Raw genomic sequence first — 20,856 nt, 5'->3', positions numbered from 1 at the left:
GACGCTGCTGATCGGTGAACGGAACATATCGGGAGGCGAGATGCCGTACTACCGCAGCGTCGGCGACGTGCCACGCAAGCGCCACACCCAGTTCCGTCAGCCCGACGGCACGCTCTACGCCGAGGAGCTGATGGGCCAGGAGGGCTTCTCCTCCGACTCGTCCCTGCTCTACCACCGGCACGCGCCCACCGCGATCCTGGCCGCCGACGAGTTCGCCCCACCCACGTTCAGCCGCGCACCGAACCTGCCGCTCAAGCCCCGCCACCTGCGCACCCACAAGCTGGACACCGGCGGCTCCGACCCCGTCCTCGGCCGGCAGTACCTGCTCGCCAACGACGACGTACGCATCGGGTACGTGCTCGCCGACCGGCCCTCACCGCTGTTCCGTGACGCCACCGGCGACCACTGCCTCTACGTCGAGTCGGGCACCCTGCGGGTCGAGTCCCCCTTCGGGGTGCTGGACGCGGTCGCCGGCGACTACGTCATCATCCCCACCTCGACCATCCACCGGCTGGTGCCCACCGGTGACCAGCCCGTCCGCCTGCTCACCGTCGAGGCGTCCGGGCACATCGGCCCGCCCAAGCGCTACCTCTCCGTACGCGGCCAGTTCCTGGAGCACTCGCCCTACTGCGAGCGCGACGTGCGCGGCCCGGACACGCCGTTGCTCGTCGACGGCGAGGAGGTGGAGGTGCTGGTCCGCCACCGGCGTGGTTGGACCCGCTACGTCTACGCCCAGCACCCGTTCGACGTCGTGGGCTGGGATGGGCACCTCTACCCGTGGGCGTTCTCCATCCACGACTTCGAGCCGATCACCGGCCGCATCCACCAGCCCCCGCCGGTGCACCAGACCTTCCAGGGGCCCAACTTCGTCATCTGCTCATTCGTGCCCCGCAAGGTCGACTACCACCCGGACGCGATCCCGGTGCCGTACAACCACCACAACGTCGACTCCGACGAGATGCTCTTCTACACCGGCGGCAACTACGAGGCGCGGCGCGGCTCCGGCATCGAACAGGGCTCGATCTCCCTGCACCCGTCCGGTTTCACCCACGGCCCCCAGCCGGGCGCGGCCGAGCGTTCCATCGGCGCGGACCACTTCGACGAGTTGGCCGTCATGGTCGACACCTTCCGCCCCCTGGACCTCTGCGACGCCGCCGGCGCCTGCGAGGACGAGGGGTATGCCTGGACCTGGGCGCGTTCGGTGTAGTCGCCCTTTGGGGTTTCGCCGGAGCCCACCCGCTCTGGGCGGTCAGGCTTGATCCCGACGCGGGCGGGCTCCGGCGAAACCCCTGACCTGGTCGAGCTAGGCGACGCTGGTGATCTTTAGGGGTTACGCCGAGCCTCGGGTTGCCTCGGTTAGCGGATGGCGGTTCTGGTGAAGACGGCTAGCTCGGCTACCGCCGTGGCGGCGATGGCCAGCACCAGGGGCCACGGTGAGCCGACCACCGCGTACACCAGCAGCAACAGCGGCGCGGCAGCCACGGCGTACACCGCCAGGGCCATCGCCCGGTCCGAATGCAACATGGCGGGCAGGACGGTCCGGGTGAGCCCGGGGAGCCGGGCCGCGAGCTGCCAGACCACGATCCCACCGGTGAGCGCGGCGAGCACCGCCAGGACGCGGGAGAACCCGTCGTTCGCCGCAGCCGCGACCGCGACCAGCACCGCCGCCACCAGCGACCAACCCGCGCCGTAGAGCACCAGGCGGTGCAGGCCGTACGCGAGGGTCCGCGGCGAGTCGATCCGGCTCGGGCTGATCGTCACCGCCTCGGCCACGTGTTCCAGCGCCTCCGACCAGCGGCGCTGCTCCAGTCGCATGACACCGACGTCGTGACCGGCCTCGGCGATGCGCGGATCGAGCCGCAACGCCTCCCGGTAGGCCCGCTCGGCCAGATCGAACAGGTCCAGCCGGGCGGCGACCAGACTGAGCACCAAATGTGCCTGCGGCTCCTCCGGGGCCAGTTCGACCCCGCGCCAGGCCGCGTTCAGCGCCGGCTGACCGTTGCGGGAGTCGGCCAGGATCGCCGCGGCGCTGCGCTGGGCGTACGCGTCGGCCGGGCCGAGGGCGAGGATGCGGTCGGCGGTGGCCGCCGACTCGGCGTAGCGCTCCAGGTCGGCCAACGCCATGGCCCGGACGACCAGTGGCGGCAGGGCCTCGGGCGCGGCCACCACGGCCGTGTCCGCCGCCGTGAGCGCCTCGGTCGGGCGGTGGGCGGCCAGGTGCACCCTGGCCAGCATGGTGAGGGCCTCCACGTCGTCCGGCTGTAGCGCCAGACCGTAGGTCAGCTCGCCGGCCGCCTCGTCGTGACGGCCGAGTTCGGCGAGGAGTTGGGCGCGCTGGACGTAGCCGTCGGCGGCGGACCGGTCGGGGGCGGGGTCGGTGGACATCGCGGCGAGCCTAGGCGGCCGGCGCGTCGTACACCAGAGCCACCGCGATGCCGGCCAGCCCCTCTTCGCGCCCGGGAAAGCCGAGCCCGTCGGTGGTCGCGGCGGACAGCGTGACCGGGGCGCCGACTGCGGAGGAGAGCACCTGCTGCGCCTCCGCACGACGTCGGCCGATCTTGGGGCGGTTGCCGAGAACCTGCACCGACACGTTGCCGATCTCCAGGCCGGCGGCCCGCACCCGGCGGGCCGTCTCGGTCAGCAGCGCCACGCCGGGCGCTCCAGCCCACTCCGGCTCGCCCACCCCGAAGACAGCACCGAGATCACCGAGGCCGGCGGCGGAGAGCAGCGCGTTGCAGGCCGCGTGTGCGACGACGTCGGCGTCCGAGTGCCCGGCGAGGCCGTCCTGGTCGGGCCAGAACAACCCGGCTACCCAACAGGGTCGACCGGGCTCGAACGCGTGCACGTCGGTGCCGATGGCGACCCTGGGAACGATCATGATCAGAGGGTACGCGTCAACCACCGGTGGCGAGCAGATGCTCCGCCAGAGCCAGGTCGAGCGGTCGGGTGATTTTCAGGGCGTACTCCGAGCCCGGCACGCAGCTCACCGCGACGCCCTGCTTCTCGACCAGCCCGGCGTCGTCGGTCAGGGAGTCACCGGCTGCGGCGTGCGCGGCGCTGAGCACGGCACGACGGAAACCCTGCGGAGTCTGCACGGCGCGCAGGGCGGAACGGTCGACGGTGCCGAGCACCACCTCGCCGGCACCGACCTCCTTGATCGTGTCCACGACCGGCAGGACCGGGATCACCGCGTCCCGCCCGTCACGGACCGCCGCCGCGACCGATTCGACCAACTCGGACGGGGTGAGCGCACGAGCGGCGTCGTGCACCAGGATGATCGACGGCCCGGCGGGCACCGCGGCCAGCGCGGCGGCGACCGACGCCTGCCGTTCCGCGCCGCCCGGAACAACGATCACCGGCGCGACCGGGGTCAGCAACTCACGAACGGCAGCCACCTCGGCGACCGGCGCGGCCACCACGATCGTGTGCACCGACGGTGCGGCGGCCAGCCGGCGCACGGCGTGCACCAGGAGTGGCTCGCCGGCGAGCAGGCGCAGCGCCTTGGGCCGGCCGGGGCCCAGACGTACTCCAGCACCCGCCGCAGGCACGAGGACCGCGACGTCACCGCGCGGATTGAGCTGCGCGGTCACGTCGCGGTCCTCGGTGGTTTCTTCACTACGAAGCGGGACGACGATGCTGTGCGGACTAGGCCTCGGTGAGGACCTTGTCGAGCAGCGTCTCCGCCTCGTCCTTGGTGCTCTTCTCAGCCAGCGCGACCTCGCCGACGAGAATGTCGCGGGCCTTGGCGAGCATCCGCTTCTCGCCCGCGGACAGGCCCCGCTCCCGCTCCCGGCGCCACAGGTCACGCACGACCTCGGCGACCTTCAGCGGGTTGCCGGAGGCCAGCTTTTCCAGGTTGGCCTTGTAACGCCGCGACCAGTTGGTCGGCTCCTCGGTGTGCGGAGCCCGCAGAACGTCGAAGACCTTACCGAGGCCTTCTTCGCCGACCACCTCTCGAACGCCCACGATCTCGGCGTTCTCGGCCGGCACCCGGACCGTCAGGTCACCCTGCGCGACCCTCAGGACGAGGTATTGCTTAGGCTCGCCCTTGATGACCCGAGTCTCGATTGCCTCGATGAGTGCGGCCCCGTGGTGGGGGTAGACAACGGTCTCGCCGACACTGAAAACCATAGGTTCGAAACCCCTTTCGCTGTGTCTAGGGTAACACGGTCAGGCACCGATGTCTCACCGATGTCCTGACCGTTGGCGCAGCTCAGGGGCCCTGTGAGAGGTCTTGCTTCAGCTTGACAGGCGGTCAAACCAATGGTTCGAACACGCTCCGTAACGTGCGGATGACTGCCCGGCACGGGTGAACAGAACGTCGAGATCAAGGGCTATGCGCTCCTCCTATGGTAGCCCGGCCGGCCGGACTGCGCCCAGGTGTAGCGGGAGGAGCCCCTGGTGCGCGACCCTGGAGACCGAGCCGCACTCCGCTCGCGAGACCCTTCCAGGAGGTCGGATGGGCAAGCCGGATGCAGAGGGCCACGGGCCGGCCGACGGCCTGCCCGGCCTGCCACCCGAGTGGGGCCGGGTCGTGGTCCCCGACGACGCCTCCGCGCTCGCCGCCGAGGCCGCCCAGATCCGCCGCGAGCTGCGCAGGGCCACCGGCCTGCCCGGCAGCCACCGGGTCCTGGGTCTGCCGCTGCTGGTCCTGCTGGTGGCGGTCCTCACCACGCTTGCCGGCCTACTCGTGGTCACCTGGCCGCGAGCCGGCCGCACCGAGCGTCCGACCCCGGCGCCCTACTCGCCGCCCGCGACCCTCGCCGGGCGGGCACTGCCCGCACTTGACCTGGTCGACGCGGATCAGGCACCCGTACCGCTGCGCGGCCTGCTCCCCGCCATGATCATCCTGCTGGACGGCTGTCCCTGCCCCGACCGCGTCGGCGACGCCCTGGCTGCCGCGCCCGCCGGGGTCTCCGTGGTGACCGTCACCGGCGGCCGGACGGTAACCGCCGCGCCGACCGACCAGCGGCAGTTCCGCGAGCTGGCCGACCCAGCCGGGGGGTTGCGCTCGTTCCTGGGTCAACCGGCCCGTCCCGGCGTCGTGACAGCCCTGCTGGTCGACCGCACCGGCACGGTGACCCGGGTGCTGCCCGACCTGGGGCCGGTCGACGCATACCGAGGTGACCTGAGCGCCCTCGGCGCCTGAACGCCGCTGGGCGCTGGTCTACCGGGGTAGCTCGACGAGTTGGGCCTCGACGTCGATCTCCCGCTCCCCGGTCGCCGACAGCGACACCCGGAACGGCCGGCCGCGTGACAGCACCCTGGCGCTGACGACAGTGCCGTCGCAGTCGATCTCGGAGGGCCCGGCCAGGCCGGCACCAACGATCGTCACCGTCAGGCCGCCCGGCCTGGTGCAGCGGTACTGCAACAGGAGACGGGCGTTGCTCCCCGCCGACTGCCGGACGACGCCCTCCCCCGGGGCGAGTGCCGCCCGCTCCCGCCAGACCGTCTCCCGGAACGTGAGCAGACCGCCCTGGAAGACGAGGTCACCGGGATCGCCCACGATGTCGGCGATCATGCCCGTCTCCGGGTCGATCTCCGCCCAGAAGCCACGCGGCACGCTGACGACCTCACCCGCATCGTCCACCCGCATCGTCAACCGCTCACCGGGCACTACGCGGGTGACCAGGGCGCGCTCCAGCGCGGTGCTCACGCTCGGCCCGACCGTCGGCCCGACCCTCGGCGCGACGGTCGAAGGACCAGCCGACCCGGCCGTCGCGGCGGGCGCGGCGGCACGCCACCACCCGACACCGGCGGCCAGCACGGCCACCGCTGCGCCCACCAGCACCGCCGAGCGCAGCCGGTCGTCCGTCGTCGCCTGCATCCGCCGAGCGTACCGGCCGGGCCGCGCAGACGATCAGTCCTGTCGATCGAGCAGAGCGGCGTACAGGGTGAGGCCGGGGCCGAACGCCAACATGACGATGCGCCGAGCGGCAGGCGTCGCACGGCCCAGCCGGTCCAGAATCAGCAACACCGTCGGCGACGAGCAGTTGCCGTGCTCGTCCAGCGTCGCCCGGGACGCCGCCAGCCCGTCCGGGGGCAACGCCAACTCCCGCTCGACCACGTTGAGGATCCGTGGCCCTCCCGGGTGCACCGCCCAACCGTCCACCTCGGAGCTGGTGACGCCGTGCCGCGCCAGCAGGTCGTCGACCAGCTTGCGGACATGCCTCGACAGCACCTGCGGCACCTTCGGCGACAACCCCATCCGGAAACCGGCGTCGGTGACATCCCAGGTCATGTGGTCCGCCGTCGAGGTGTCGGTGACGGACGTGACCTCGCGCAACGCGTACCCCGGGCCGCCCGGCACGACCACGGCGGCGACCGCCGCGTCCGAGAAGAGCGCGTGCGAGACGATCTGCTGGGTGTCCACCCTGGCACTGGACGGCTGGATGTGCAGGCTGGTCAGCTCCGCGCAGAGCAGCAGCGCCGGCCGCCCCCGCGCGGTGACGAAGTCACTCGCCGCGCCGAGCCCCGGCAGCGCCGCGTAACAGCCCATGTGGCCGATGAACATCCGCTGGGTGTCCGCGGCCATGCCGAGGTCCCGGGCGAGCAGGATGTCCAGCCCGGGGGTGGCGTACCCCGTGCAGGAACACACGATGAACAAGCCGATGTCACCGGCACCCAGCCCAGCCGCGGTCAACGCGCGGCCCACCGCCTCCTTGCCGAGCGGAAGCGCCTCGACCTGGTAGCGACGCATCCGGCGCTCGGTCGGCCAGTCCGACACGTCCTCCAGCAGCGGGTTGACCGCGGCCTGCCGCCGGGTCACCCCGGAGTTCGCGAAGATGCGCTGGGCCAACGACCGGGTGGTGCCGGAGAAGTGCCGGGAGAAGAAGCCCTCCCACAACTCGTCTTGGAGAGCGGACGGCGGCTGCGCAGTCCCGAGCCCCGCGATCACTGGTACGGACACGATCCCCACCTCTCGTCAGATGCTGTCCTCCCCCTGGTCGTCCCACCAGCCACCGCGGCCGGCCTTTCCTCCTCCGCACAGGTCGCACCCGGCCGGCTCACCAACGTGGTGCCGATCCGTCGCGATCCGGGTCGCCACCCAACGCGGCGATGCCCAACCAGTCGGCGCAGACGTCCGAGGTGGCGGGGTGCAGTGAGCCGCATCGGGCATCTCGGTAGAGCCGCTCCAACGGATGGCCACGGCGGGTCGCCGAGGTGCCCGCCGCTTCCAACACCGACGCAGCCACCTCGGCAGCCGTGGTGCCGGCGAGCAGCTTCGCGCGCCACACCCAGCGGTTGGTCTCCTCGTCGCCCGGCGCCTCGTCCACCCGGCGGGCCGCCTCGGCGACCACCAACTGTGCGGCGGCCGTCGCGGCGTCCGCCCGACCCAGTCGGGCCCGCACCGCCGGCAGGCCGCCCAGGTTACGGGCGTTGAGATGCTCGGCCGCCGCGTCGATCGCCGCCCGGGCCACCCCCACGTAGACGGCCGCGTAACTGGCCACCAACCAGTGCGGCATCAGCTGGGCGACCACCAACGCCAGCCCCTCCACACCGCCGAGCAGCCGGTCGCTCGGCACCGTGACGTCCAGGTGCAGGTCGTGCGACGAGGTCGCGCGCATGCCCAGCGAGTCCCAGGTCGGCTCCACGGTCAGCCCGGCACCGGCCGGCACCAGGAACTGCGACACCACCGACTGGTCGGCCGCACTGCGTGCCGCCACCAGGTAGCCGTCGGCATGCCCGGCACCGGAACAGAAGGTCTTGCTGCCCTTGAGGTGCCAACCGCCGTCGGTCGCCTCGTAGGCCGTGGTGAGCTGGGACAGCCGGGCACCCGCGCCACGCTCGCTCATCGCGACCGCGTACCAGGAGCCCTCCGCCGCGGCGGTCAGCAGCCGGTCCCGGGCGGCCAGCGCCTCGTCGGGTACGCCGAGCGCCTCGGCCAACTCCTCGGTCACCGCGCCCAGGGCACCGGTCACCGAGGCGTGCATGTTGAACACCAGGGCGGTCGCACCGTTGCCCCGGGCGAGCTCGGTGGCCACTGCGGCGTACTCGGCGAAGCTCGCCCCCAGACCGCCCAGCGCCCGGGGCACCATCAACCCGAACAGGCCAGCCTCCCGCAGATCACGGAAGTCCTCGGCGGGGAAGGAACCGTCCCGGTCGTGCTCCGCCGCCCGCGCGGCGAACCGCGGCGCCAACCGGCGGGCTGCCTCAAGCGCCTGAACCGTCATATCGTCTCCTCCTCGGCGTCCCATACCCCGCCACGGCCCGACTATCCTTTGCGGACCCCCCGGCCCTGGTAGAGAACGGCGGTGGACCGGGTCGGCACGATTCGCGGCGTACGGCCGGCACGGGCCACACCGGACGCGCGGGTCGCGCGGGCGCGGCGCAGCAGCCAGGCGAGCAGGCCCCCGACCTGCGGCCGGATGCCCCGCAGTCGCAGGTCGACACCGTGCCGGGCGCACTCGGCCACCAGAGCCCGAGCGTCCACGAACAACCGAGGGTCGTGGATGCCACGCGGCACCGTCGGCAGCCGCTCGGCGATCCGTACCGCGACGAGCCGGGCCAGCGCCGTGTCGTTCAGGGTGTCCAACACCAGCAGGCCGCCCGGGCGCAGCAACCGGCACGCCTCGGCCACCACACGCGGCCAGGCCGGCACATGCTCCAGCAACTCACCCGCGGAGACCACGTCGGCGCAACCGCTCGGCAGCGGAACCGCGGTGGCGTCGCCCTGGACCACCCGCACCCCGTGCTCGGCCGCCTGGACCAGCGCCGAACGGGTCAGATCGACCCCGACGTGGTGGTAGCCCTTGCCGGTCAGGTGCGGCGCGAGCAGACCGGCACCGCAGCCCAGATCGACCAGCACCGCGCCCGGGTGGGTGGCCGGTGGCACCAGCGCCGCGCGGGCCTCGGCCAGCCAGTGCAGCATCGCGAACGCGCCATCGGGCCGCCACCACTCACCGGCCAGGTCGTCGTACTGGCGCGGATCGTTACGCGGCAGCACCCGGGGGCCGGTGGACGCCGCGGACGCAGCCACGTCTCGCATGGAACCGAGCGTGGCACGACTGCTCGGTAACGACCAGACTTCCCTTATGTCGTCGAGGGTGTTAGGGCTGGTCAGAGCGAGCCATCCGGAACCGGCCGCAGCGGTGACCGCGGTCTCCGGTCTGCTGGCGTGGGGGGTGGGCCACCGGGCGGCCGGAATCGTCTCCGTCGTGCTCGCCGTGCTGGCCAGCCAGCTCGCCGTCGGCTGGACCAACGACGCACTGGACGCCGAGCGGGACGCCACTGTGGGGCGTACCGACAAACCGGTGGCCGCCGGCGCGGTCGGCCGGCGCACCACGGCCTGGGCTGCGGCGGTGGCCGCGGTGGCCTGCCCGTTGCTCGCGTCGACCACGAACCCGACGGCGGCGTTCTGGCTCACCGTCGCCCTGGTCTCCGCCCTGCTCTATGACTGGCCGCTGAAGGCCACCGTGTTCTCGGTGCTGCCCTACGCCGTCTCCTTCGGCGCGCTGCCCGCCTTCGTGGTGCTGGCGCTGCCCGGTCAGCCGGCCCCGCCGGCCTGGCTGGTGGTCGCGGCGGCGTGCCTGGGTGCCGGCGCGCACTTCGCCAACGTGCTCCCCGACCTGGCCGACGACGCTCGGACCGGGGTGCGCGGCCTGCCCCACCGGCTGGGCGCCGCCGGCAGCCGGGCCGCGGCGGCCGGTCTGCTCCTCGCGGCGACCGCGGCGCTGGTCCTCGGACCACCCGGGCCGCCGTCGGCGATCGGTCTGGCAGCGGTCGGCACGGCCGCGGTGGTGCCACCGCTGAGCTGGTACGCCGGCCGCGCGGCGGTCCGGGCCGGCCGGCGGCCGGTGTCGGCCTTCCGAGCGGTGCTGTTGGTGGCCCTGATCGACGTGGTGCTGCTGGTGGCGAGCGGTCGGGTGGTGTGAGCGGCACCCGGGCAGGTGGCAATGCCGGGTCCGCGTGCGGGCCTCGATCAGCTCCAACTACCCTGGAGCGCGGTCTGCGCGGGTATGGCCACCGTGCCCGGCGTACGGCCCGGGTGGGGATTGTGACGAGGAGGACCGACGTGACGCGCTCGATCAGGGGATCCCGGCGGGCGGCCCTGTTGCTGTCCGGGATTGCGGCGGCCAGCCTGCTGGCGTCCGGATGCGGCACCGGTCAGATCGCCGAGACCGCGTTGAAGGAGCCGTCGGTCCAGGGCGTCAACCTCACCACCAACAACGGTTCCTTCTCGGTCCGCGGCCTGCTGGTCGACTACCCGGGCGCCGAGGGTTACCGGGCCGGCCAGGACGCGACGCTCGGTGCCGTGATCTACAACGACTCGAAGGAGACGGTGACGGTCACCGTCACCACCGAGAGCGCCCGCGAGGTGGTGATCAGCGGCGGCTCGGCGAGCCCGTCGCCGTCGGCCTCGGAGTCCGCCTCGATGAGCCCGTCCCCGTCCGGTTCGGCCAGCCCGTCGACGCCGACGTCCCGCTCGGCCAGCCCGTCGGTGACGCCCTCCGAGACCGGGTCGTCCTCGGCCACCCCGTCCGCCCCGGAGTCGGCGCGGGCGTCGGGTTCGGCCAGCCCGTCCGCACCGGGTCAGCCGGCTCGGATCGAGTTGGCACCGCTGAGCTACGTCCAGTTCAACTCCGAGGCCACCACGCAGCTCCGGCTGATCGGCCTGACCGAGGCGCTGCGCTCCGGCCAGAACGTCGTCGTGACCTTCGACTTCGGTAACGGCAACACGGTCACCGGCCAGGCGCCGATCGCGGTGCCGCTCACCCCGGCCGCGCCCCCTTCGCCGATCATCGAGCGCGAGGGCGGTTACGAGGGCAACGAGGGCGGCACGACCCACGAGTGACCCGACCGTCACATCGACGAACACCCCGGCGTGGTGACCACCACGCCGGGGTGTTTTCGTCGTACGCGAGGGCTAGCGTCCTGATGTGACCACCTCCCGATCGACCCCTCCGCGTGGCGGCACGGCCGGTGCCGCCCGTGGCCGGTCCAGCGCCCGCGAGCCGCGGCCTGCCTACCAGTGCGACGCCTGCGGGCACCAGCCGCCCAAGTGGGTGGGGCGCTGCCCGGAGTGCGGCGAGTGGGGGGCGGTGGTCGAGAACACGGTGACCGGCCCGACCGTCTCCGGTCGGGTGGTCAGCTCCCGGATGCCGTCCGAGCCGGCCCGACCGATCGCCACCATCAGCGCCGCTCCGGCCCGCGCCGTGCCCACCGGGGTGAGCGAGCTCGACCGGGTGCTCGGTGGCGGCCTGGTCCCCGGTGCCGTGGTGCTGCTCGCCGGCGAGCCCGGCGTGGGCAAGTCGACCCTCCTTCTCGATGTGGCGCAGCATTGGGCGGTCGGTGCCGGCAGCCCCTCGCTGGTGGTCAGCGGTGAGGAGTCGGTCAGTCAGGTGCGCCTGCGCGCCGAGCGGATGGGCACCCTGCACGACCAGCTCTACCTCGCCGCGGAGAGCGACCTGGCCTCGGTGCTCGGTCACCTCGACGCGGTCAAGCCGGGCCTGTTGGTGCTCGACTCGGTGCAGACCATCTCGACCACCGGCACCGAGGGGGTGCCCGGTGGGGTGACCCAGGTCCGCGCGGTCACCGCCGCGCTGGTCTCGGTCGCCAAGGAGCGGGGCATCGCCACCGTGCTGGTCGGGCACGTCACCAAGGACGGCCAGGTGGCCGGGCCTCGGGTGCTGGAGCACCTGGTCGACGTGGTGCTGCACTTCGAGGGCGACAAGCACTCGTCGCTGCGCCTGGTGCGCGGCGTGAAGAACCGGTTCGGCGCGGCCGACGAGGTCGGCTGCTTCGAGATGCACGAGGGCGGCATCAGCAGCCTGGCCGACCCGTCCGGGCTGTTCCTGACCCGCTACGCGGAGCCGGTCCCGGGCACCTGCGTGACCGTGGCGATGGAGGGGCGGCGAGCCCTGGTCACCGAGGTGCAGGCCCTGATCGGCGCAACGGTGGCCGGGTCACCCCGACGCACCGTCTCCGGCCTCGACTCGGCACGGCTGGCGATGGTGCTCGCGGTGCTGCAACGGCGCACCGAGCGGCTGACACTGCATGACCGGGAGGTCTTCGCCGCCACCGTGGGCGGCATCCGGGTGGTGGAGCCGGCCGCCGACCTGGCGGTCGCGTTGGCGGTCGCCTCCGGAGGGCTCAACCTGGCCATCGCTCCGCACCTGGTGGCGATCGGAGAGGTGGGGTTGACCGGTGAGGTGCGCCGGGTCGGGGCGGTGCCACGTCGGCTGGCCGAGGCGGCCCGGCTGGGGTTCAAGGTGGCCCTGGTGCCGCCCGGTTGCGGCCCGACCAGCACCGGCGCGGGGCCCGAGCAGATGCGGGTGACCGAGGTCACGGACGTTCGTTCGGCGCTGCATCATGCGGCCCGCGCGTCCGCCGAGTGACCCACCGTGCCGACGAGGGTGGCGATACCGGACAGCATGTCGCAAGAGGGAAACCGGTTGGAAGGGCCGCATCGTGACACATCACAGTAACCACGACAGCACCCACCGCACGGCAGTCCGTAGACTGTGCCCGTGCCGATCGACCGCGATACCACCAAGCCAGCCGGCGCGCCGCCCCAGGCCCGCACCGGCGCCGTGGGCTCGCCCGCCCGCCCGATCAGCGTGAGCGTGACCGCAGGCGCCGCCGGGAGTGCCGGGGACCCGTTACGGGCCAACCTTGCCCTGATGGCCCCGGGCACGGCGTTGCGCGACGGTCTGGAGCGCATCCTGCGCGGTCGCACCGGTGCGCTGATCGTGCTCGGCTACGACAAGGTCGTCGAGGGTCTGTGCACCGGCGGCTTCCCACTGGACGTGGAGTTCTCCGCGACCCGGGTCCGCGAGCTGTGCAAGATGGACGGCGCCGTCGTGCTCTCCAGCGACGGCACCCGGATCGTCCGGGCAGCCGTGCACCTGATGCCCGACCCGTCCATCCCGACGGAGGAGTCCGGCACCCGGCACCGCACCGCTGAGCGGGTGGCCCGGCAGACCGGCTACCCGGTCATCTCGGTCAGCCAGTCCATGCGGATCATCAGCCTCTACGTCAACGGCCAGCGGCACGTGCTGGACGACTCGGCGGCCATCCTCTCCCGGGCCAACCAGGCCCTCGCCACCCTGGAGCGCTACAAGCTCCGGCTGGACGAGGTCTCCGGCACGCTCTCCGCACTGGAGATCGAGGATCTGGTCACCGTCCGGGACGCGGTGGCCGTGGTGCAGCGACTGGAGATGGTTCGCCGGATCGCCGACGAGATCGCCGGTTACGTGGTGGAGCTGGGCACCGACGGCCGTCTGCTCGCCCTTCAACTCGACGAGCTGATGGCCGGTGTGGACGCCGACCGGACGCTGGTCATCCGGGACTACCTCCCGGTCGGCCGCAAGTCGCGCACCCTGGACGAGGCACTTGTCGAGCTGGACCTGCTCGGCGCCACCGAGTTGATCGACCTGGTGTCGGTGGCCAAGGCGATCGGCTACCCGGCCGCGTCCGACGCTCTGGACGCCGCAGTCAGCCCACGGGGCTTCCGACTGCTGGCCAAGGTGCCCCGGCTGCCGGTGGCGGTGGTCGACCGTCTGGTGGTGCACTTTGGCAGCCTCCAGCGGCTGCTGGGCGCGACCGTGGAGGACCTGCAGGCCGTCGAGGGGGTCGGCGACGCCCGGGCCCGAGGCGTCCGTGAGGGGCTGTCCCGGCTCGCCGAGGCATCCATCCTGGAACGCTACGTCTGACCTGGCAAACGCTACGTCTGACCGGCTCAGCCGGTGATGGTGAGCTTCGCAGGTGAGCTGAGCTTCGTGCCGACCCGGGCGAACACCTGGTACGACCCGGCGGGCGGGAACGGTCCGGCCGCCAGCCCGCTGCCGTCGCATCGACTGGTGTCCCGTCCGTTCCAGGCCACCTGGTAGGACCGCTCGAAGTTGGGCGTGAAGGACTGCACGTCCGCGCCCTGCACCTTGCCGCAGGTGTCCGAGGACCAGATCTTCTCCGCACCGGACTTGACGAAGATCTCCTGAGCCTCGGCACCGACGTTCCGGCTGCACGTCCGGTCCGACGTGTTCTTGATCTTGAGGTGCAGGTCGACCAGCGCCCCCCGCTGGACGGAGGTCGGGCTCGCCACCGAGACGACGCTGATCTCCTCGTTGGTGCAGGTGCCGTCGTCTTCCGAGCCGGCCGCCGCGCCCAGCGGAGGGTCGTTGCTGGTGACCGCCGGGCTCGGGTTCGTCGCACCCGGGTCGGCAGACGTGGACGGCGAGGGAGTCCCGGTCTGCGGTGTCAGCACCGGCCCGCCGGCATCAGACGTCGCAGCGGACGTCGCCGACGGCGAACCTCCCGCCGTCGGATCCTGACCACCGGAACGACCCGACTGGGTGCACGAATAAAGCAGGACAATCAGGAAGAGAAGCCCGGCTCCGAGTACGACGACACGACGCCGCCAGTACACAGCGGGTGGCAGGGGGCCGACCGTCAGACGCATGATGCCCCCCACCGTAGTCGCGCCCCGCCCGCCAGCACGGTGCGACGCGCCGGAGTCGCCTCCGGGCGCACGTTCCATCCTCCACTGAGGACAGACAGGGGGGTCGTCCGGCAGCCGATCAGAGGTAGACCTTTCGCTGGTAGACGGCGTGCGCACCGGCCACCCGATCCAGAAAGAGCAGGCCCGCGCAGTGGTCGATCTCGTGCTGCAACGCCCGGGCCTCGAACCCGTCGGTCACCAGCCGGACCGGCTCCCCCGTGCCCGGTAGGTCGCCCTCCACCACCAGCCGACTGGCCCGCTTCACGTCCCCGGTCAGGTCCGGCACCGACATGCACCCCTCCCGGCCCGGCTTCCACCGCGTCGCCTCGACCACGCGGGCGTTACAGAGCACGAACGCGCCATGCACCGTGACCGCCTTCGGATGCCCGGTCACGTCGACGGCGAACACGCGAGCGCCCACTCCGATCTGCGGCGCGGCCAGCCCGACGCAGCCCGGCGACACCCGCATCGTCGCCACCAGGTCGGCCGCGAGCTGGACCGTCTCCTTCGCGGTCGGGTCGACCACCTCGGCGGCCCTACTCAACACCGGGTGTGGGGCCGACACCACCGGCCGCACCTCACCCGGCACGGCCAGCGACTCCGGTGTCCAATCGCCCAGACCGACATCCGGCCCGCTCTCCTCGCCGGTCACAACAGATCCGGGTCCGCCGGCCGGAGCGTGACCTCCACGCCCAGCTCGCCAGCCGTCCGGGCCAGCCGGTCGGAAAGCGTGTCTGCCACACCGGCCGGCAACTCGACCTCGGCCAGCACCACGTAGAGCGAACCAGCCAAGCGCGTACTCAGGTCGGTGACGTTCCCTCCGGCGTCGACCAGCACCCGCGTCATCGCCGCGACGATGCCCATCCGGTCCGAACCGTGCACCGCCATCACGTACGGCTCACCCGCCGGAGGCACGTCGCCGTCCGGCGTGACCGCGCGTACCGTCGCCAGCAGTTGACCCTCGGCGGCCAACGGCGCCAAGGCGGCCTCCACCTCGGCGGCGGCCGGCCCGGTGCAGATGAGGGTCATCGCGAAATGCCCCCGCAGCCGCGTCATCGTGCTGTCGGTGAGATTGGCGCCCAGTCCGGCCAGCACCTCGGCGACGTCGGCCACGATGCCCGGCCGGTCCCGACCGATAACGGTGATCGCGAGCTCGTTCATCCGCGCATTCTCTCCGATCGGGCGAGCGCCGCCGTGGCACCCCGCCCGAGCCGCCCATCCAGCGGGATCGCGGAGCGTGACATCATCGACGACGCCATGACTCAACCCGATTTCGCCACCCTGGTCAGCCGATGGTTCCAGCAGCACGCCCGTAAGCTGCCGTGGCGTGAGCCCGGCGTCACCCCGTGGGCCATCCTGGTCAGCGAGGTCATGCTCCAGCAGACGCCCGTCGTCCGAGTCGTACCAGCCTGGCAGGCGTGGCTGGCCCGCTGGCCGGACCCGGCGGCGCTGGCGGCCGACACCCAGGCCGAGGCGATCCGGATGTGGGGACGCCTCGGCTACCCCCGTCGGGCGGTCCGGTTGCGGGACTGCGCCGTCGCGATCGTGGACCGGCACGGCGGCCAGGTGCCGGACCGGTTGGAGCAACTGCTGGCACTGCCCGGCGTCGGCACCTACACGGCGCGGGCGGTGGCCGCTTTCGCCTATGGGCAGCGACACCCGGTGGTCGACACCAACGTACGCCGCGTGGTCTGCCGGGCGGTGGCCGGCGAACCGGACGCCGGACCGGCTACCCGGCCCGCCGACCTGGTCGCCACCGAAGAACTACTCCCGGCGGAGCCGGCCGCGGCGGCACTCGCCAGCGCCGCGTTCATGGAGTTGGGCGCGGTGATCTGCACAGCGCGGTCACCGCGCTGCCCGGCCTGTCCGGTCGAGTCGGTCTGCGCGTGGCGGGCCTCCGGCCAGGAGGCGCCGGCCGGGCCAACCCGCCGACCCCAGCGGTACGCGGGCACCGACCGACAGGTACGCGGCCTGCTGCTCGGGGTGCTACGGGAGTCCACCGGGCCGGTCCCCCACCAACGGTTGGACCAGGTCTGGACCGATGACGTTCAGCGCGCCCGCGCCCTGGCCGGCCTGGTCCAGGACGGACTTGTCGAAGCAGCCGGCACCGACACCTTCCGTCTCGTCGGCGACGGCCCGTCCCACCCGACAGCTGACCTGGCCACCTGACCCGCCCGCCCCGGGCCTCCCCGCATAGCCACGCCCCGCCCGCCGCGCTCCGCCCGCGCTCCGCCCGTTCCCGCCGTGCTCCGCCCGTGCCCGGCCGGCCCGCTCGGATGGCCGGCCCGCTCGGATGGCCGGCCCGCTCGGATGGCCGGCCCGCTCGGATGGCCGGCCCGCTCGGATGGCCGGCCCAAGATCGTGCTCGATCCTGGATGTAGTGGTCTCGCGCGCGCTGGAGGCCACTACATCCTGGATGTTGCGCGATCTTGCGGTCGCGAGCCTCCACGGAACACCAAAGACGCTCCCGACCCACCCCTCAACCCCTCCGGCGTCGCTGCACCCACAACATCAGGGAAAGTGCTGCCTCCGGACGCCGTGAGCCAGCACTTTCCCTGATGTTGCGCGGATCTTGCGGGGTGTGGCAGGGCGGCACCGCGCGGCGAGCACGGGCGGGCGCGCGCGGCGAGCACGGGGGCCAAGCAGGCGCGAGCAGGCCGGGAGGCGCGGCAGGCGCACTGCGAGCACGGCAGGCCGGGCAGGGCGCGAACGGGCCAGGCAGGCGCGCGGCAGGGGGTGCGACGGTGCCGTCCGAGCAGGCCGAGCAGGCCGAGCAGGCGTTTGTGAGCTGTGGGATAGCGCAAAAGGCGGGGCCCCGGTGGCTCATGCCACCGGGGCCCCGCCCCGTTGCTGCTGGTCGTGCTACTCGTCGGCGCCCGCTGCTGCGGTCCCGGCGGCGGTGCCACCGAGGTCGGCCGGCACGGCGTCCGGAACCTCGACCGGCTTCTCCGCGCCCCGGAAGACGAGCTTGGACTTGTCGATGTCGTTCGGGTCGCCCTCGCAGTCCACCACGACGATCTGACCCGGGGTCAGCTCGTTGAACAGGATCCGCTCGGAGAGGTTGTCCTCGATGTCGCGCTGGATCGTGCGACGAAGCGGACGGGCACCGAGCACCGGGTCGAAGCCCTTCGCCGCCAGGTACTTCTTGGCGTTGTCGGTCAACTCCAGACCCATGTCCTTGTTGCGCAGCTGGCCCTCGATCCGCTGGATCATGATGTCCACGATCGAGAGGATCTCGGTCTGGCGCAGCTGGTGGAAGACGATGGTGTCGTCGATCCGGTTGAGGAACTCAGGCCGGAAGTGCTGCTTGAGCTCGTCGTTGACCTTCTGCTTCATCCGGTCGTAGTTGGACTCGGAGTCCTCCGACGCCTGGAAACCGAGCGACACCGCCTTGGCGACGTCACGGGTGCCCAGGTTCGTGGTCAGGATGATGACCGTGTTCTTGAAGTCCACGATCCGACCCTGACCGTCGGTGAGCCGACCGTCTTCGAGGATCTGCAGGAGCGTGTTGAACACGTCCGGGTGGGCCTTCTCGATCTCGTCGAAGAGGACCACCGAGAACGGCCGACGCCGCACCTTCTCGGTCAGCTGCCCGCCCTCGTCGTAGCCGACGTAGCCGGGAGGGGCACCCACGAGCCGGGAGACCGTGTAGCGGTCGTGGAACTCGGACATGTCCAGCTGGATGAGGGCATCCTCGCTGCCGAAGAGGAACTCGGCGAGCGCCTTGGACAGCTCGGTCTTACCGACACCGGACGGGCCGGCGAAGATGAACGAGCCCGACGGGCGCTTCGGGTCCTTCAGGCCGGCCCGGGTACGCCGGATCGCCTTCGAGACCGCCTTGACCGCGTCCTCCTGGCCGATGACGCGCTTGTGCAGCTCGTCCTCCATGCGCAGCAGGCGCGAGGTCTCCTCCTCGGTCAGCTTGTAGACCGGGATGCCGGTCCAGTTGCCGAGCACCTCGGCGATCTGCTCGTCGTCGACCTCGCTGACGACGTCCAGGTCACCGGCCTTCCACTCCTTCTCCCGCTGAGCCTTCTGACCGAGGAGCTGCTTCTCCTTGTCACGCAGCTGGGCGGCGCGCTCGAAGTCCTGAGCGTCGATCGCGGACTCCTTGTCGCGACGCACCTGGGCGATGCGCTCGTCGAAGTCACGCAGGTCTGGCGGCGCGGTCATCCGACGGATCCGCATCCGGGCGCCGGCCTCGTCGATCAGGTCGATCGCCTTGTCCGGCAGGAAGCGGTCGGAGATGTATCTATCGGCCAGAGTTGCGGCAGCCACCAGGGCTGCGTCCGTGATCGAGACCCGGTGGTGCGCCTCGTAGCGGTCGCGCAGGCCCTTGAGGATCTCGATGGTGTGCGCCAGCGACGGCTCACCCACCTGGATCGGCTGGAAGCGGCGCTCGAGAGCGGCGTCCTTCTCCAGGTGCTTGCGGTATTCGTCGAGGGTGGTGGCACCGATGGTCTGCAGCTCACCACGGGCCAGCATCGGCTTGAGGATGCTGGCGGCGTCGATCGCGCCCTCGGCGGCACCCGCACCCACCAGGGTGTGGATCTCGTCGATGAACAGGATGATGTCGCCGCGGGTGCGGATCTCCTTGAGCACCTTCTTGAGGCGCTCCTCGAAGTCACCGCGGTAGCGGGAACCAGCGACCAGCGCGCCCAGGTCGAGCGTGTAGAGCTGCTTGTCCTTCAGAGTCTCGGGCACCTCGCCCTTGATGATCTTCTGGGACAGCCCCTCCACCACGGCGGTCTTACCGACGCCGGGCTCACCGATCAGGACCGGGTTGTTCTTGGTACGGCGGGAGAGCACCTGCATGACCCGCTCGATTTCCTTCTCGCGCCCGATGACCGGGTCGAGCTTGCCCTCGCGGGCAGCCTGGGTCAGGTTGCGGCCGAACTGGTCCAGCACCAGGCTGGTCGACGGCGCGGCCTCACCCGGCGCGGCACCCGCCGCGGCGGGCTCCTTGCCCTGGTAGCCGGAGAGCAGCTGGATCACCTGCTGGCGGACCCGGTTGAGGTCGGCGCCGAGCTTGACCAGCACCTGGGCGGCGACGCCCTCGCCCTCACGGATCAGCCCCAGCAGGATGTGCTCGGTGCCGATGTAGTTGTGGCCGAGCTGCAGCGCCTCGCGCAGCGACAGCTCCAGCACCTTCTTGGCCCGCGGCGTGAACGGGATGTGCCCGCTCGGCGCCTGCTGGCCCTGGCCGATGATCTCCTCGACCTGCTGACGGACGCCCTCCAGGGAGATGCCGAGGCTCTCCAGGGCCTTTGCCGCGACGCCTTCACCTTCGTGGATCAGGCCCAGCAGGATGTGTTCCGTACCGATGTAGTTGTGGTTGAGCATCCGGGCCTCTTCTTGGGCCAGGACGACAACCCGTCGCGCTCGGTCGGTGAACCGCTCGAACATGCCCTCGTGCTCCTCACGTGCCGTGCGCCTTGATGGTCAAGATCTTGGCGGGGCCGGTGCACGAACGTCCGGGACGGGCGTCCGTGCCTCCTTACTCTATCGTCGCCGACCGACTCAGCTGAGGTCGTGTGTCTCTGCTCTGGGTCGGTTCCACGTCGTTTTGGACAACCGTCCGCGCTCAGGAGGTGTTCCGGTAGTCCTGTCGCTACGCGCAGAGCGAAATCCGACTGGCCCTACAGGTGCCCGTTCCGGGCCCCGGAGAGGCTCCGGGGGGCTCGGAGAGGGCGGAACCGGGGGTCGCGACGACCGCCGCGCCCAGCCTCGGGAAGGTTGTCCACAGGTTGTGGATAGCTGCTCCACTGGTTGTGGACAACGCCGCCCGGTGGCTAATGCTTCCCGGCCGCCCGCTGCTTTCGGCCGCCCGCTGCTTCCCGACCCGCCCGCCGCTTCCCGGCCGCTCACTTCCCGGCCCGCAGATGCGGCGACCTTCCCGGCCCGCAGATGCGGCGACGCCGGCCCGGAGAGGTACTCCGGCCCGGCGTCGTGTCGCCTGCGGTGGCGGCTGGCCACCTGGTTGCTGACGGATCAGCGCTTCGCGTGGTACTCGTCGACGATCTCCTGGGGGATGCGACCCCGGTCCGAGATGTCCTTGCCGGCCTTCTTGGCCCACTCCCGGATCGCCTTGTTCTGCTCCCGATCGGCGGTCGCGCCACCCCGACCGCGGGCCGCACGCCCACCGATCACGACGCCACCACGACCGACCTTGGTGCCGGCGCCCACGTACGAGGCAAAAGCGTCGCGCAATTTAGCGGCGTTGGCCTTCGACAGGTCGATCTCGTACTGAACGCCGTCGAGGGCGAACTTGACGGTCTCGTCAGCGTCCCCGCCGTCCAGGTCATCGACCAGCTTGTGAATGATCTGCTTGGCCACGTCCCACATTCCTTTCGAGCAGGGTGCTCCTGCTAACGAGAGCACAATAACCCGTACTCTGCTCGTCGCGTCAATAGGAT

At 71.7% G+C, this 20,856-nt stretch carries 20 protein-coding genes; 7 read left to right on the top strand and 13 right to left on the bottom strand.

The annotated features are described in order from the left end of the window. The first annotated feature begins 40 nt into the window (after positions 1-40). Positions 41-1,207, top strand: a complete 1,167-nt coding sequence (locus tag ABGB10_RS18340) for a cupin domain-containing protein (RefSeq protein ID WP_347662053.1) — start codon at positions 41-43, stop codon at positions 1,205-1,207. 149 nt (positions 1,208-1,356) lie between these two features. Here the strand turns inward: ABGB10_RS18340 and ABGB10_RS18335 are convergent, their stop codons facing one another. Genes ABGB10_RS18335 through ABGB10_RS18320 form a run of 4 tightly spaced genes read right to left on the bottom strand, consistent with a single transcriptional unit; the run spans position 1,357 to position 4,131 of the window. Beyond that, positions 1,357-2,385, bottom strand: coding sequence for a tetratricopeptide repeat protein (locus ABGB10_RS18335; protein WP_347662052.1), 1,029 nt, complete (start codon positions 2,383-2,385; stop codon positions 1,357-1,359). Positions 2,386-2,395: 10 nt separating this feature from the next. Then, the gene (gene ispF / locus ABGB10_RS18330; RefSeq protein ID WP_347662186.1) at positions 2,396-2,881 is read right to left on the bottom strand and encodes a 2-C-methyl-D-erythritol 2,4-cyclodiphosphate synthase; all 486 of its coding nucleotides are present in this window, start codon (positions 2,879-2,881) and stop codon (positions 2,396-2,398) included. Positions 2,882-2,894: 13 nt separating this feature from the next. Next, positions 2,895-3,590, bottom strand: a complete 696-nt coding sequence (gene ispD, locus ABGB10_RS18325; protein ID WP_347662051.1) for a 2-C-methyl-D-erythritol 4-phosphate cytidylyltransferase — start codon at positions 3,588-3,590, stop codon at positions 2,895-2,897. A gap of 55 nt (positions 3,591-3,645) precedes the next feature. Further along, complete coding sequence (locus ABGB10_RS18320) at positions 3,646-4,131, bottom strand: CarD family transcriptional regulator (RefSeq protein WP_007073334.1); 486 nt, start codon at positions 4,129-4,131, stop codon at positions 3,646-3,648. Between the two features lie 328 nt (positions 4,132-4,459). Here ABGB10_RS18320 and ABGB10_RS18315 point away from each other — a divergent pair, with 328 nt between their 5' ends. Continuing rightward, positions 4,460-5,149, top strand: a complete 690-nt coding sequence (locus ABGB10_RS18315; RefSeq protein WP_347662050.1) for a hypothetical protein — start codon at positions 4,460-4,462, stop codon at positions 5,147-5,149. A gap of 18 nt (positions 5,150-5,167) precedes the next feature. Here the strand turns inward: ABGB10_RS18315 and ABGB10_RS18310 are convergent, their stop codons facing one another. From ABGB10_RS18310 to ABGB10_RS18295, 4 genes are all read right to left on the bottom strand, one after another. After that, the gene (locus ABGB10_RS18310) at positions 5,168-5,827 is read right to left on the bottom strand and encodes a hypothetical protein (RefSeq protein WP_347662049.1); all 660 of its coding nucleotides are present in this window, start codon (positions 5,825-5,827) and stop codon (positions 5,168-5,170) included. A gap of 33 nt (positions 5,828-5,860) precedes the next feature. Next, on the bottom strand, positions 5,861-6,910 hold the full coding sequence (locus ABGB10_RS18305; protein WP_347662048.1) for a type III polyketide synthase: 1,050 nt from the start codon (positions 6,908-6,910) through the stop codon (positions 5,861-5,863). 97 nt (positions 6,911-7,007) lie between these two features. Continuing rightward, positions 7,008-8,174, bottom strand: a complete 1,167-nt coding sequence (locus ABGB10_RS18300; protein ID WP_347662047.1) for an acyl-CoA dehydrogenase family protein — start codon at positions 8,172-8,174, stop codon at positions 7,008-7,010. 41 nt (positions 8,175-8,215) lie between these two features. Further along, positions 8,216-8,989: a methyltransferase domain-containing protein gene (locus ABGB10_RS18295; protein WP_347662046.1), complete on the bottom strand. Its 774-nt coding sequence runs from the start codon at positions 8,987-8,989 to the stop codon at positions 8,216-8,218. Between the two features lie 46 nt (positions 8,990-9,035). Between ABGB10_RS18295 and ABGB10_RS18290 the strand changes: the two genes are divergently transcribed. The 4 genes from ABGB10_RS18290 to disA all read left to right on the top strand — a co-directional run bounded on the left by ABGB10_RS18290 (position 9,036) and on the right by disA (position 13,655). Next, entirely contained in the window at positions 9,036-9,875 is an 840-nt protein-coding gene (locus tag ABGB10_RS18290; RefSeq protein ID WP_347662045.1) for a UbiA family prenyltransferase, read from the top strand. A 140-nt stretch (positions 9,876-10,015) separates the two neighbouring features. Beyond that, a complete protein-coding gene (locus ABGB10_RS18285; protein WP_347662044.1) occupies positions 10,016-10,795 on the top strand; it encodes a hypothetical protein in 780 nt (259 codons plus the stop codon). Positions 10,796-10,880: 85 nt separating this feature from the next. Further along, positions 10,881-12,338 carry a DNA repair protein RadA gene (gene radA, locus ABGB10_RS18280; RefSeq protein ID WP_347662043.1) on the top strand — a complete coding sequence of 486 codons (1,458 nt, stop codon included), beginning with the start codon at positions 10,881-10,883 and terminating at the stop codon, positions 12,336-12,338. Positions 12,339-12,470: 132 nt separating this feature from the next. Further along, positions 12,471-13,655 (top strand): DNA integrity scanning diadenylate cyclase DisA, encoded by a 1,185-nt coding sequence (gene disA, locus ABGB10_RS18275; RefSeq protein WP_145778622.1) that lies wholly within the window; start codon positions 12,471-12,473, stop codon positions 13,653-13,655. A 26-nt stretch (positions 13,656-13,681) separates the two neighbouring features. Here disA and ABGB10_RS18270 read toward each other — a convergent pair whose 3' ends face one another. From ABGB10_RS18270 to ABGB10_RS18260, 3 genes are all read right to left on the bottom strand, one after another. Then, complete coding sequence (locus ABGB10_RS18270; RefSeq protein ID WP_347662042.1) at positions 13,682-14,401, bottom strand: hypothetical protein; 720 nt, start codon at positions 14,399-14,401, stop codon at positions 13,682-13,684. Positions 14,402-14,519: 118 nt separating this feature from the next. Then, the gene (locus tag ABGB10_RS18265; RefSeq protein WP_347662041.1) at positions 14,520-15,092 is read right to left on the bottom strand and encodes a peptide deformylase; all 573 of its coding nucleotides are present in this window, start codon (positions 15,090-15,092) and stop codon (positions 14,520-14,522) included. Continuing rightward, on the bottom strand, positions 15,089-15,601 hold the full coding sequence (locus ABGB10_RS18260) for an ACT domain-containing protein (RefSeq protein ID WP_347662040.1): 513 nt from the start codon (positions 15,599-15,601) through the stop codon (positions 15,089-15,091). The genes ABGB10_RS18265 and ABGB10_RS18260 overlap by 4 nt, the downstream gene beginning before the upstream one ends. A gap of 96 nt (positions 15,602-15,697) precedes the next feature. On the opposite strand from ABGB10_RS18260, the gene ABGB10_RS18255 reads away from it, so the two are divergent. Continuing rightward, positions 15,698-16,609: an A/G-specific adenine glycosylase gene (locus tag ABGB10_RS18255; protein WP_347662039.1), complete on the top strand. Its 912-nt coding sequence runs from the start codon at positions 15,698-15,700 to the stop codon at positions 16,607-16,609. A gap of 693 nt (positions 16,610-17,302) precedes the next feature. Here the strand turns inward: ABGB10_RS18255 and ABGB10_RS18250 are convergent. After that, positions 17,303-19,846 (bottom strand): ATP-dependent Clp protease ATP-binding subunit, encoded by a 2,544-nt coding sequence (locus ABGB10_RS18250; protein ID WP_145778617.1) that lies wholly within the window; start codon positions 19,844-19,846, stop codon positions 17,303-17,305. 585 nt (positions 19,847-20,431) lie between these two features. Continuing rightward, positions 20,432-20,776, bottom strand: a complete 345-nt coding sequence (locus ABGB10_RS18245) for an Lsr2 family protein (RefSeq protein ID WP_088991341.1) — start codon at positions 20,774-20,776, stop codon at positions 20,432-20,434. Between the last annotated feature and the right edge of the window lie 80 nt (positions 20,777-20,856).

Origin of the sequence: Micromonospora sp. B9E7 (assembly GCF_039871815.1) — a bacterium.
Lineage (GTDB): Bacteria > Actinomycetota > Actinomycetes > Mycobacteriales > Micromonosporaceae > Micromonospora.
Note: the sequence above shows the minus strand (reverse complement) of the source record. Positions and strands in the feature narration are given on the sequence as shown.